Genomic DNA, 13,247 nt, shown 5'->3' on the forward strand with positions numbered 1-13,247 from the left:
CTGCCGTGACGCCGATGCACCTGCTGTGGGCCATGTGCCTGGTGCTCGGCCTGCTGCTCGCCCTGCTGGCACCGGGCCTGGCCAAGGCCGCACCGGCAGCAGGCCCTTTGGGTGCCTTGCAGGGCACGCTGGGCGGTGGCTCCGCGTCCGACAAGGAACGAAGCAACGCCATTCAGGCCCAACTGGATGCCGCCGCATCGGCCACAAAGGAAGCCGATGCGCTGGCGCAGGAACTGGACCGCCTGCGCGCCAGGGCACGCACGCCCGTGCCGGCCCTGCCCGCGCCGCTGAGCGACGAGCAGCTGGGCAGCCTGTTCGATCGCTGGAAGGAACGCGTTCCCGCCAACGCCAGCCAGGAAGTGCTGGAACGCCTGCTGGCCGATGAGCGCGATGCCATCGCCGCACTCAAGGTGGGCATCGAAAAATCCGCGGCCGACCAGGCCAACCTGGTGTCCCAGCCCGGCCCGGGACGCATCGATCTGTCCATCCTCCAACAACGCGCGCAGGAAAACGCCGAGCCCGTGACCGCCGAGCCCGGCGAGGCCCCCGACCTCACCCAGGCCCGCCAGGCACGGCGCAGCGCGGAGCACCGCCGCGCCCTGCTGGAGCTGGCGCTGCGCCAGGAAGAGCAGTCCACCATCGAAGCCCGCCAGCGCCTGCTGGCCGCCCAGCTGCAGGCCCAGCGCCGCGAGCTGCTGGAGCGCATGCCGCGCGCCGCCTGGCTGACCCAGCGCATTGCCGAGCGCAGCCGCCAGCAACTGGAGCAACAGGTGCAGGAGATGGAGCTGGCCGCCCAGCACGCTTCCGCCGCCGATCCCGCCATACGCGACCTGGCCCAGCGCAATGCGGCGCTGGCCGCGCAGATCCTCAAGAACTCCAATGAACTGGCGCAGGAGCGCAAGACCCTGGCCAATGACGAATATGTCCGCGACCAATTGAGCGCCACGCTGCGCGACACCCAGGCACGCCTGCGGCTGGGCGGTGGCAGCGCGGCCGTGGGCCAGTGGCTGTGGCAGCAGCGCGTGGAGCTGTCCTCCGGCAACACCTTGCAGTCCAGGCACCGCGCCGTGCAGCGCCAACTGGCCGAGCTGCGGCTGATGCTGTTCAACTCCAGCAAATGGCGCCAGAACCCGGGCGCGGACACGGCGGCACAGGCCCCGGCCGACGCTGCGGATGCAGGCGGCGTGGCGGCACCTGAGCCTGCCGCAAGCGTCACCACTGCCATCAATGCATCCACCTCGGCACAGCAGACCGCCCTGCTGGCCCGGCAGGTGGCGCTCACCGATCAATTGCAGCCCGTTTTGCTGCGCCGCATTGCCGTGCTGGAGCAGACCGATGAAGCCCTGCGCGCCGCCCTGCGCAGCGGCAACGAACTGCGCCAGGTGCTGGACAAGGAACTGCTGTGGTTCCCCAGCCACCGCCCCATGGACCGCACCTGGCTCAGCGAGTGGCAGGCGCTGGAGCAGGACATCGAAGGCAGCAGCTCCCCCTGGAAAACCGCGCGCGCCCTGGCCGCCAGCATCTGGAACGATCCCTGGGCCTTTGGCGCCGTCGGCCTGATCGTGGCCCTGCTGCTGGGCCTGCGCCGCTACGCGCTGCGCCAGCTGCAGGCCATCGCCGTGCGCGTGGGCGACTTCATGCGCGACAACTTCGGGCTGAGCCTGCTCGCGCTGGGCTGGAGCCTGCTCTACACCCTGCCCTGGAGCTTTGCGGCCGCGGCGCTGGGCAGCCTGCTGCAAGGCCCCGAAACCGTGGGCACGGCGCTGGAGCCGCTGGGCGCCACCCTGGTCCAGCTCAGCGATTTCATCTTCGTGGCCACCTTGCTCAACGCCCTGTTCTGCCCGGGCGGACTGGCACTGGCCCACTTCGGCTGGCCGGCCGCTCGCGTGCAGATGCTGCGCCAGATGGTGCGCCGCGCCGCCTGGCTGATCGTGCCCGCCGAACTGCTGGGCGGCCTGGCCTTCTACAGCCATGACAACCACGCCATCAGCACCTGGGGCCGCATCTCCATCCTCATGCTGTCGCTGGGCCTAGCCTGGATGGCCTGGCTGTACTTTCGCCGTGTCATGCAGCAAAAGCGGCCCGGCATCCACTGGGGCCAGATCGTCAGCGTGGTGCTGATGCTCATGCTCAGCGCGCTGGCCGTGGGCATCGTGCTCGGCTATGTCTACACGGCCACCGAATTCATCCAGGCCCTGATGGCCAGCTTCGTGTTCCTGGGCGCGGTCGAGGTCGTGGTCAACCTGCTGCGGCGCTGGCTGCTGCTGGGCGAACGGCGCCTGGCGCTGAACCGGCTGCGCGAAGCCGCCAGGCTGGCCCAGAGCGGCTCGGGCGTGGACACCGGCAAGGCACCCACCGACGAAGCCACCCAGATGGCCCTGGTCACCGTGGGCGCCCAGGCGCACCGGCTGCTGGGCCTGCTGCAGCAGGTGCTGGTCGTGCTGACCCTGGTCTACGCCTGGCTGCCCGTGCTGCCTGCGCTGCTGCGCTCCGAAGGCGTGGTGCTCTGGTACACCACCAACACCGGCGCCGACGGCATTGCGCATGCCGCCCCCGTGAGCCTGATGGACGCGCTGCTGGGCGTGATGATCCTGCTGCTCACCTTCAGCTTTGCACGCAACCTGCCGGGCCTGCTGGAAGTGACGCTGTCGGCCTCCAACCGCATCAGCAGCTCCGCGCGCTACACCCTGGCCACGCTGGCGCGCTACGCCATCACCATCGCGGGCACGGTCAGCGCCTTCACGCTGCTGGGCCTGCGCTGGGGCCAGCTGCAGTGGATGGTGGCGGCGCTCACCGTGGGCCTGGGCTTTGGCCTGCAGGAGATCTTCGCCAACTTCGTCTCGGGCCTGATCCTGCTGGTGGAGCGGCCCTTCCGCGTGGGCGATGTCATCACCATCGACACCCTCACCGGCACCGTCACGCGCATCCGCACGCGGGCCACCACGGTGCTGGACTTCGACAACAAGGAAATCGTCATCCCCAACAAGACCTTCATCACCGGCCAGGTGACGAACTGGACCTTGAGCGACGACGTGACCCGCCTGGTGATCGACGTGCCCGTGGCCCACGGCAATGACCCCGAGCGAGTGCGCGACATGCTGCTGGGCATTGCCAGGGAACACCCCCAGGTGCTGCGCGAACCCGAGCCCAACTGCTGGTTCATGGCGCTGGAAGGCAACGGCCAGCGGTTCGAGCTGCGCGCCTACGTGGGCAAGGTCGAAGACCGCCTGCCCGTGCGCCACGACCTCAACCGCCGCGTCAACGACCGGCTCAAGGACGCTGGCATTGCCGTGGCCTTCCCGCAGCTGGACCTGCATGTGCGCAACATGCCGGCAAATCCTGCGGGGCAGCCGGCGCCGCAGACACCGCCCCAGCCGGCTGCATGAGACATTGAAACCCGCCACTCTCGACCCATGGAGTGGCGGGCCATGGGCACCACGGCATTCCACCCTCAAATCACCGTGACTCATATATCCTAGGATCATTCTGAAAAATTTCCTCCCCCTTCATTTCCTCCTCCAACTGAATGGCAATCCGCACACAATCGGCATCTCACAACGATGTCTGCGGACGCTTCAAATCCTGGGAGGGGCAATGGCGGAAAGAAGATATACCAGTGCAGGAACGGATGGCTGGCTCAATGTCAGGCGCGAGCCTTCGGGCGCTATTGTTGCGCTGCCGGAGCATATTGCCACCGAGATGGAATCCAGCTCGAATGGGCGCGACCATTTCATCCTCAAGGAGGGCGTCGAAAGTGGCAACAGGTTTTCTGTGAAACAGGGATACCTCCGAAAACAGGCTCCCGCATATCGGCCTGCTGCAATCATTCAATTCATTTTGAGCCGCAAGACCCTGATCTATCCAGGGGGTCGTGTCCGAGCTTTTACAGACGACGAAAATCCTATTAAAACAGGAACGCACCCTGTTCAAATCCCAGATTTCCCACACTCAATAGGGTCTGCATATTTACATAAAACACCCTATGCCAAAAATTGGTTTTTCCTCAACAATGGAAGTGCAACTCCTTTTCGCAACGATAGATACCTGCACCCAGGGCACGAAAGTGCCGGATGCATCACCGTGGATCCGGCGCAATGGAATTCACTTTATCAATATCTAATTCTCTGCAGGAGTGGTGATGGCAAAACTGTTGGCATGGTTTCCGTGGTTCGCTAGCGCCCTGATTCTCGCTGGATGCTATGCACAAGAAAAAAGTCCAGAAGATCTCCTGGCATCGGAAGAGGTGGGCGATGCTGACTTTGTACGCAACTGGCTTCAAACAAATCGGCATGCAGACCAAACCGCGGCGCAGAACTTCTACCAGCACGGCATGAAAGACTTTCAACGTAAAGCATGGTCTCCCGCCGCCAAATCCTTTGGAACGAGTATGCGACTCTATCCTTCCCCCGAAGCCTTGTATAGATATGTGGACGTCAAACTGCAAATGCTCGCCATGGTCAGAAAGCGAGAGGGCGATATTCAAGAAAAGCTTCCACTGGACATGAACTACGCGCTCAAGCTCTACCGTTCTGCGCTTTCGGCCAACATGGTATTGGGAACATTGTCCGAAGAGGAAAAGACGCGCATTGAAAACCATGTGAGTTGCCTGCAGGCCTATGCAGCGGCTGGCCGTCCCGACATGGACTGCGAGCCGCTGCACTGGTACTACAACGCGGCCCGATGAACACAGGGTCAGAACACTTCCCAGTTCTCACCAGCGCGCTCGGCTGCAGTGCGGGGGCCAGGCACCCGCATTGCCGTGGATGTGGATCTGCTGTCGCCCCGCATGGCGGCCTGCGCCCCGGACTGGCGAGGCAAGCTGTCGGCACCTGAAGGCAGACCACGCATGCCGGAGGCCACGGCGGGCTTCGCGACAGGAGCCTGATCGGCAGGTGAGGACAGCCCGTCCAGCTTGAACAGGCTGACCAGATCGACCAGCCTGGCAGCCTGCGCGTTCAAGCTTGCGGCAGCCGCCGCCGATTCCTCGACCAGGGCCGCATTCTGCTGCGTGACCTGGTCGAGCTGTACGACGGCATCGCCCACCTGCGCCACACCGTCGGCCTGCTCGGCCGTGGCCGCGCCTATTTCGCCGATCAGGTCGGCAACGCGCTGCGCCTGCTGGACGATGTCCTTCATTGCGGAACCCGTCTCGCTCACCAGGCCCGAGCCCTCGTCCACCTTGGATACGCTCTCGCCTATCAGGGCCTTGATCTCCTTGGCTGCCCCCGCGCTGCGCTGGGCCAGGCTGCGCACTTCGGATGCCACCACGGCAAAGCCGCGCCCCTGCTCGCCCGCCCGCGCCGCCTCCACGGCGGCATTGAGCGCCAGGATGTTGGTCTGGAAGGCAATGGAGTCGATCACGCCGATGATGTCCTCGATCTTCCGGGAACTCGCGGTGATCTGCTCCATGGTGGCCACAACGCGGTCCACGATCTTGCCGCCGCCGGTGGCGGCCTGGCTCGACGAAGCGGCCAGCTGGGTGGCGGTACGCACCGTATCGGCATTGAGCTTGACGGTGGCGTTCATCTCCTCCATGGAGGCAGCGGTCTGCTCCAGATTGCTGGCCTGCTCTTCCGTGCGCTGGCTCAGGTCCGCATTGCCCGAGGCAATCTGGCTGGCGCCGGTCGCGATGGATTCGCTGCTTTGCCGCACATCGGCAACCACGCGCGCCAGGCCGGCCCGCATGTCCTCCATGGCGCGCAGCAGGCTGGAGGTGTCGCCGGCCGCCAATTGCACCCGCACGGACAAATCGCCCTGCGCGATCTGGCGCGCCACCCCGGCGGCATAGGAGGGCTCTCCGCCCAATTGCTGCTTGACCGTCCTGGTGATCATCCAGGCCACCAGACCGCCCAGCGCGGCGGCCAGCAGCGTCAGCACCAGCATGGCCACGCCGTCTTCGGCCACGCGGCGCAGCGAGCCGTCCACCGTGGCCTGCGTCTGTGCCTTCTGGTAATCGACCAGTGCCTCGACCGCATCGAAATAGGTCGTCTGCAAGGAGCGCAGGCGCCCCATGATCAGATCCCTGGCGGCATCGCCCTGGTTGGCCAGGCCCAGGTCACCGGCCTGGCGCATGGTCTCCACGAAAGGCTGGCGCGCCTGCCGTATGTCCGCAAAGAGCCGGCGCGCCTGCTCGGTCTGCAGGCGCTGGTCCAACTCCTTCATGACCAGGCCGTTCCTGGCAACCACCTCATCCAGCCGGCGGCTCTCCTCGGCCATCTGCGCCGGATCGGTGATCAGCGCCAGATTGCGCACCACCCGCGCCGACGCATTGGCGTTGTCCTTGAGCGATTGCAGCCGGGCCAGATTGCCCATGCGGTCCTCGGCCAGCACGCGCAGCTGCTCGCCCTGGTCATGCAACTTCATCCAGCCGAAGGCCGCCACGCATACGCAAACCACGATCACCGCGAAAAAACCCATGCCCAGCATGGTTCCCAACTTCATACGCCTCAGAAAACCCACGTCGCTCTCCCTCGAACCACCTACGCAAACCGGCCAGACTGCTGGCACGGAAGAAACACATTCAGGAACAAATTTGACAATTTGAATCAGCTACGTCGCCTTCCCAAACCCTGCACATCCAGTAGGACAGCGCCTTGCCGGCATGCAGGCATCGGGCTGCCAGCGGTCGTGATCGGAGGCAGTGGGCGCATGGATATCCCGCGCACCGACAAGGCCCCGTCATTCCCAGAATGTGCGAGACACTCCTCACAATGGGCGCCGGCATCTGCGCACCTGCAGCTGCTCAACAGCACCTGCAGACGGCATAGCGCCCCACTCCAGGAACTCCAGAGGAGACTCCATGAAACTGCTGAGATTCGGCCCCGAGGGCCAGGAAAAGCCCGGCCTGCTGGATGCCGAAGGCCAGATCCGCGATCTGTCCGCCCTGTTGGACGACTACACGCCCCGCCTGCTGGGCCGCGAGGCGCTGCGGGCCCTGGCCTCCATCGACCCCGCCAGGCTGCCCCTGGTGCAAGGCCCGGTGCGCATCGGCATGCCCTGGAGCGGCATGTCCAAGTTCGTCGCCATCGGCCTGAACTACCGCGACCATGCCGAGGAAGCCGGCATGCCCATTCCCAAGGAGCCCATCCTCTTCGCCAAATGGCCCAGCTGCGCCTGCGGCCCCGACGACGACATCCCCCTGCCCGAAGACAGCACACGCATGGACTGGGAGGTGGAACTGGGCATCGTCATCGGCGAGCGCGCGCGCAATGTGTCCGTGGCCGATGCGCTGGAGCATGTGGCCGGCTACTGCCTTGCCAACGATGTGTCCGAGCGCGAATACCAGATCGACCGCAGCGGTGGCCAATGGAGCAAGGGCAAGGGCTTCGACCGCTTCGGCCCCATCGGCCCCTGGCTGGTCACGCGCGACGAAGTGCCCGATCCGCAGGCCCTGCAGCTATGGCTGGATGTGAACGGGGAGCGCCGCCAGAGCGGCAGCACGCGCACCATGATCTTTGGCTGCGCCGAACTCATCAGCCACTGCAGCCGCGTGATGACGCTGGAGCCCGGCGACCTCATCATCACCGGCACGCCCCCGGGAGTCGGGATGGGCATGAAGCCGCCGCGCTATCTGAAGGCTGGCGATGTGATGGAGCTGGGGATCGAGGGGCTGGGCGTGCAGAGGCAGCGAGTGGTGTAGATCCACAAAAAAGCGGCTTCAAAAAGCCGCTTTATTTTTGAGCTGAACCAGCGCTCAGCTGCCCGCCACCTTCATGCGGTTGATCAGGATCGAGCCCACGGTCTTGGCGCCGTAGTTGTAGGCATCTGCGCCCACGGCCTCGATGCCCTTGAGCATGTCCTTGAGGTTGCCGGCGATGGTGATCTCATGCACGGGGAAGGCGATTTCGCCGTTTTCCACCCAGAAGCCGCTGACGCCGCGCGAGTAGTCGCCGGTCACGTAGTTCACGCCCTGGCCCATGAGCTCGATCACGAACAGGCCCGTGCCCAGCTTCTTGAGCATGGCGGGCAGGTCGTCGCCGGCCTTGGTGCGGCGCGAGGTCATGACCAGGTTGTGCGACCCGCCGGCATTGCCGGTGGTCTTCATGCCCAGCTTGCGGGCCGAGTAGCTGGACAGGAAGTAGCCCTCGACGCGGCCGGCATCCACCACCTTGCGGGCCTGCACGCGCACGCCTTCCTCGTCGAAGGGCGAGCTGCCCTTGCCGCCGAGGATGAAGGGGTCTTCCGTGATGTCGATGTGCTTGGGGAAGACGGGCTTGCCCAGCGAGTCGAGCAGGAAGGTGCTGCGGCGGTACAGCGCGCCGCCGCTGACGGCCTGCACGAAGCTGCCCAGCAGGCCTGCGGCCAGCGTGGACTCGAACAGCACCGGGCATTCGGTGGTCGGGATCTTGCGGCTGCCCAGGCGGCTCAGGGCGCGCTGGGCGGCGTAGCGGCCCACGGCTTCGGGCGAGGCCAGGTCGGCCGCGTTGCGCATGGAGCTGTACCAGGCGTCGCGCTGCATCTCGCCATTGCGCCCGGGCAGCGAGGCGATGGGCGCCACCGACAGGCTGTGGCGCGAGCTGGCGTAGCCGCCACGGAAACCATTGGTGTGGGCGCTGAAGAAATGGCTTTGCTGGGCCGAAACGCCCGCGCCTTCGCTGTTGGTGATGCGCTTGTGCGTGCGCAGCGCGGCTTCCTCGCATTGCAGCGCCAGTTCGGCCGCAGCCTCGCTGGTGAGGTCCCAGGGGTGGAACAGCTGCAGGTCGCGGTGGGTGCCGGGCTGGGCGATGTCGGCCGCATCGGGCAGGCCGGCCATGGGGTCCTCGGCGGTGAAGCGTGCGATGTCGTAGGCGGCCTGCACGGTCTGCTGGATGGCGGCATCCGAGAAGTCCGAGGTGCTGGCGTTGCCACGGCGGTTGCCCAGGTAGACGGTCACGCCCAGCGACTTGTCGCGGTTGCGCTCCACGGTCTCCAAAGCCCCCTTGCGCACGCTCACGCTCAGGCCGCAGCCCTCGGAAGCCTCGGCCCCGGCGTTGGTGGCGCCGAGCTTCTTGGCGTGGACCAGGGCACGGTCCACCAAGTCTTCAAAAAACGGTTGGCTGTAGCTGAAGCCGGAATCAGCCTGCGGTTTGGCGGTGCTTGCCGAGCGGGGACGGGGTTTTTTCATAGCGGCGGCTATGATAGCCGCCACTGCAGCGCTCTCCGCGCCGCCACTGCATTTGTCCCCTACCCCATGTCACGCAAACCCAAAAAAGGCTACTACGTCAAAGGTCACTTCGTTGCCGAAGGCAGCGAACTCGACCTGCAGCTCAAGGCCGAACTCAAAGGCACCCCCGACTCCAGCAAGACGGATCTCAAGCGCGAGTCCGACGCCCTGCAGGACCTCGGCAAGGATTTGCTGACGCTGCGCTCCGACCTGTTCAAGCGCCTGCAATTGCCCGACCAGCTGGCCGATGCCCTGGCCGAGGCCAAGCGCATCACCAATTTCGAAGGCAAGCGCCGCCAGATGCAATTCGTCGGCAAGCTCATGCGCAAGCTGGACGAGACCGAGATCGCCGCCGTGCGCGCGGCACTGGACGAGCAGCACAACGGCTCGGCCGCCGAGAAGATGGCCCTGCACGCCGCCGAGCAATGGCGCGACCGCCTGATTGCCGAGGAATCGGCCCTGTCCATCTGGCTGGACCATTTCCCCGACACCGACACCCAGCAGCTGCGCGCCCTGATCCGCCAGGCCCGCAAGGACATGCCGGGCGCCCATGAGGCCAATGTGCAGGAATCCACCGGCCTGGCCCAGCGCAAGGGCCGCGCCTACCGCGACCTGTTCCAGCTGGTTCGCCAGCAGTTGGGCGGCACGGGCCGCGAGGCTGCCGAGGACGGTGACGGCGCTGGCGAGGAAGCTGACGATGAGTGAACCCGTCCATGACGCTGTGCGCATCGGCATCGTCTCGATCAGCGACCGTGCCAGCAGCGGCGTCTATGAGGACAAGGGCCTGCCGGCCCTGCAGGACTGGCTCACCCGCGCACTCAGGAACCCCATCACGTTCGAGCCGCGCCTGATCCCCGACGAGCAGGCCGGCATCAGCGCCACGCTGATCGAACTGGTCGATGCGGGCTGCTCCCTGGTGCTGACCACGGGCGGCACCGGCCCCGCTCTGCGCGATGTCACGCCCGAAGCCACCCTGGCCGTGGCCGACAAGGAAATGCCGGGCTTTGGCGAGCAGATGCGCCAGATCAGCCTGGCCTTTGTGCCCACGGCGATTCTGTCGCGCCAGGTGGCGGTGATCCGCGGCAAGAGCCTGATCATCAACCTGCCGGGCCAGCCCAAGGCCATTGCCGAGACTCTGCAAGGCCTGCAAAACCCTGATGGCACGCAAACGGTCAACGGCATTTTTGCGGCCGTGCCCTATTGCGTGGACCTGATCGGCGGGCCTTATCTGGAAACGGATGACAGCGTCTGCAAGGCCTTCCGGCCCAAGAATGCCGTGCGCGCGCCGCGCACTGCTGACTGAGGTCTAGGGCCAGGAGGCCCCTCAGGTGCATCCAACAAGGCAGCCTCAGGGCTGCCTTTTTTGCGGCCGCACGGCTTGACTGTCGCACCGGGGCCACCAAGCCCGTGCTTGCCCCAATGCGGCAGGCCCCTGTCCCTGCCAGCATGGAATCACCCCGGCCCCTGCGCAACAGCAGCGGGCTTTTTCCATCCAAAGCAAGGAGACTTCATGCAGCAACGCCCCAAGACATCGCTGATGACACCGCTGGCCCTGGCACTGTGCGCCGCCGCACTGGCAACGCCGGCCCTGGCGCAGCAGGACAAGGTTCGGATCGGCTTCATCACCGACATGTCCAGTCTCTATGCCGATGTCGAGGGCAAGAACGGCGCCGTGGCAATTCAGATGGCCATTGACGACTACGGCGGCAAGCTGCTGGGCAAGCCCATCGAGCTGCTGACGGCCGACCACCAGAACAAGGCCGATATTGCCGCCAGCAAGGCGCGCGAGTGGATCGACACGCAGGGCATCAGCCTGGTGTTTGGCGGCACGAACTCGGCCACGGCCCTGTCCATGGCCAAGGTGGCGCAGGAGAAAAAGCGGGTCTTCATCGACAACGGCGCCGGCAGCTCGGCGCTGACCAACGAGCAGTGCAGCCCCTACACCGTGCACTACGCCTTCGACACCGTGGCCCTGGCCAAGGGCACGGGCGCGGCCGTGGTGGAGGCCGGCGGCAAGAGCTGGTACTTCGTGACGGCCGACTATGCCTTCGGCCATGCGCTGGAGGCCGATACCACCAAGATCATCGAGGCGCGCGGCGGCAAGGTGCTGGGCTCGGTCAAGACGCCGCTGAACGCCAGCGACTTCTCCAGCTTCATGCTGCAGGCACAGAACTCCAAGGCCCAGATCCTGGGCCTGGCCAACGCGGGTGGCGACACCATCAACTCCATCAAGGCCGCGCGCGAGTTCGGCGTGACCAAGGACATGAAACTGGCCGGCCTGCTGGTGTTCTTCACCGACGTGCACAGCCTGGGCCTGAAGAACACCCAGGGCATGCAGTTCACCACCAGCTGGTACTGGGACATGAACGATGCTTCGCGCAAGTTCGCCGATGCCTTCATGGCCAAGACCCAGCGCCGCCCCAGCGAGATCCAGGCGGCCGACTACTCGGCCACCATGAACTGGCTCAAGGCCGTGGAGAAGGCCGGCACGCTGGACGCCGACAAGGTCATGGCCACTTGGCGCGGCATGAAGATGGATGACTTCTTCGGCAGTGGCTACCTGCGCGAGGACGGCCGCTACGTGCACGACATGTACCTGATGGAAGTGAAATCCCCCGCCGAATCCAAGGGCACCTGGGACTACTACAAGCTGGTCAAGAAGCTGCCGGCCGAGCAGGTCTGGACGACGAAGGCAGAGAGCAAGTGCCAATATTGGCGCTGAACTGGCGCTGAACTGGCGCTGAACTTGCGGTGAGCCGGGGGGCAGCCCGGCCGCTCCCGCCTCTCGCTTTTCTCCACTGAATCTCCATGCCTTGGTCAATGCCGGGACATCGAACCGCGCCAGACTGGTAAGTTCGAGCATTGGGCGCGGCGCCGGGCAGGAACTTCTTCCCCTGCGGCCGACCGCGCGGCAGGGGAAGAATGAAGTTCAATCGCAAGTGGACCATTGGCGCCGTGGTGGGCGCCTGCATCATCGCCGGGGGCGCACTGTGGAAGGCCAGCGCCAAGCCCGCCACCCGGTACGCGACGGCCGCCGTCACCGTGGGCAACCTGGAGCAGACCGTGCTGGCCGTAGGCCGGCTGCATGCCAAGGAGCTGGTTGCCGTAGGCGCCCAGGTCTCCGGACAGGTCAAGCGCCTGCATGTGGAACTGGGCCAGCAGGTCAAGGCCGGCGACCTGATCGCCGAAGTCGATGCCCAGCCGCAGCGCATCAAGCTGCGCAATGCCGAGGCCTCGGTCACCGCGCTGCAGGCCCAGCTGGCCGCGCGGCGCGCGGCCCTCGTCCAGGCCCGGCTCACCTTCCAGCGCCAGCAGGAACTGCTGCTGGCCGACGCCACCTCGCGCGCCGACCATGAGGCCGCCAAGGCGGCGCTGGACACGGCCCAGGCCGAGGTCGGCGCCCTGCAGGCCCAGATCGAGCAGGCACGCACCCAGGTGGAGACCGAGCGCATCAACCTGGGCTACACCCGCATCGTGGCGCCCATGGACGGCGTGATCGTGGCCGTGGTCACCAAGCAGGGCCAGACCCTGAACTCCTTCCAGACCACGCCCACCATCGTCATGCTGGCCAAGCTCGACGTGATGACCGTGCGTGCCGAGATTGCCGAGGCTGACGTGGACAAGATCCAGCTCGGCCAGACCGCATGGTTCACCACGCTGGGCAGCAACCGCCAAAAACACATGGCGAAGATTGAGCGCATCGAGCCCGCACCGACCTCCATCGTCAATGACGCGGGCGGCGGCGCCTCGCCCGCTGCGGCCACGCCCGCCGCCAAGGCCATCTACTACAACGCCCAGTTCGACGTGCCCAACCCGGACGGCAAGCTGCGCCCCTCCATGACCGCCCAGGTCACCGTGCGCGTGGCCCAGGCCGACAAGGCCGTGCTGGTGCCGGCCGCCGCACTGGGCAGCCGGGCAGAGGACGACAGCTACACCGTGCGCGTGCGCGACGGCGAAGGCAAGGTCGCCGAGCGCAAGGTGCGCATCGGCCTGCGCACCAATGCCCAGGCCCAGGTGCTGTCGGGCCTGGAGGCAGGCGAGCAGGTGGTGATCGGCGAGGCGGGCCCGAACAACGCCCCCGCCGCCGACCCCATGGGAATGTGAG

Annotated in this window: 10 protein-coding genes; 8 read left to right on the forward strand and 2 right to left on the reverse strand. The window is 66.0% G+C overall.

Going from position 1 to position 13,247, the window contains the following annotated elements:
• The first annotated feature begins 14 nt into the window (after positions 1–14).
• From DA1_RS05020 to DA1_RS30235, 3 genes are all read left to right on the forward strand, one after another.
• On the forward strand, positions 15–3,386 hold the full coding sequence (locus tag DA1_RS05020) for a mechanosensitive ion channel domain-containing protein (protein WP_034391385.1): 3,372 nt from the start codon (positions 15–17) through the stop codon (positions 3,384–3,386).
• Between the two features lie 208 nt (positions 3,387–3,594).
• Positions 3,595–4,176: a hypothetical protein gene (locus DA1_RS30230; protein WP_155294191.1), complete on the forward strand. Its 582-nt coding sequence runs from the start codon at positions 3,595–3,597 to the stop codon at positions 4,174–4,176.
• Positions 4,139–4,684 (forward strand): hypothetical protein, encoded by a 546-nt coding sequence (locus DA1_RS30235; RefSeq protein WP_155294190.1) that lies wholly within the window; start codon positions 4,139–4,141, stop codon positions 4,682–4,684. Before DA1_RS30230 ends, DA1_RS30235 begins: the two co-directional genes overlap by 38 nt.
• 8 nt (positions 4,685–4,692) lie before the next feature.
• On the opposite strand, the gene DA1_RS05030 is transcribed toward DA1_RS30235, so the two are convergent.
• Positions 4,693–6,441 carry a methyl-accepting chemotaxis protein gene (locus DA1_RS05030; protein ID WP_080736819.1) on the reverse strand — a complete coding sequence of 583 codons (1,749 nt, stop codon included), beginning with the start codon at positions 6,439–6,441 and terminating at the stop codon, positions 4,693–4,695.
• A gap of 358 nt (positions 6,442–6,799) precedes the next feature.
• Here DA1_RS05030 and DA1_RS05035 point away from each other — a divergent pair, with 358 nt between their 5' ends.
• Positions 6,800–7,639, forward strand: coding sequence for a fumarylacetoacetate hydrolase family protein (locus DA1_RS05035; protein ID WP_034391382.1), 840 nt, complete (start codon positions 6,800–6,802; stop codon positions 7,637–7,639).
• Between the two features lie 54 nt (positions 7,640–7,693).
• Here DA1_RS05035 and pmbA read toward each other — a convergent pair whose 3' ends face one another.
• Positions 7,694–9,103, reverse strand: coding sequence for a metalloprotease PmbA (pmbA, locus tag DA1_RS05040; RefSeq protein WP_012204243.1), 1,410 nt, complete (start codon positions 9,101–9,103; stop codon positions 7,694–7,696).
• 66 nt (positions 9,104–9,169) lie between these two features.
• On the opposite strand from pmbA, the gene yjgA reads away from it, so the two are divergent.
• The 4 genes from yjgA to DA1_RS05060 all read left to right on the forward strand — a co-directional run bounded on the left by yjgA (position 9,170) and on the right by DA1_RS05060 (position 13,246).
• Positions 9,170–9,847 (forward strand): ribosome biogenesis factor YjgA, encoded by a 678-nt coding sequence (gene yjgA / locus DA1_RS05045; RefSeq protein ID WP_034391380.1) that lies wholly within the window; start codon positions 9,170–9,172, stop codon positions 9,845–9,847.
• The gene (gene mog / locus DA1_RS05050) at positions 9,840–10,445 is read left to right on the forward strand and encodes a molybdopterin adenylyltransferase (protein WP_013803515.1); all 606 of its coding nucleotides are present in this window, start codon (positions 9,840–9,842) and stop codon (positions 10,443–10,445) included. The genes yjgA and mog overlap by 8 nt, the downstream gene beginning before the upstream one ends.
• Positions 10,446–10,652: 207 nt before the next feature.
• Entirely contained in the window at positions 10,653–11,864 is a 1,212-nt protein-coding gene (locus tag DA1_RS05055; protein ID WP_012204238.1) for an ABC transporter substrate-binding protein, read from the forward strand.
• A gap of 200 nt (positions 11,865–12,064) precedes the next feature.
• Entirely contained in the window at positions 12,065–13,246 is a 1,182-nt protein-coding gene (locus DA1_RS05060) for an efflux RND transporter periplasmic adaptor subunit (RefSeq protein ID WP_034391377.1), read from the forward strand.
• Position 13,247: the final 1 nt, after the last annotated feature.

Origin of the sequence: Delftia acidovorans NBRC 14950, assembly GCF_001598795.1 — a bacterium.
Classification (GTDB): domain Bacteria; phylum Pseudomonadota; class Gammaproteobacteria; order Burkholderiales; family Burkholderiaceae_C; genus Comamonas; species Comamonas acidovorans.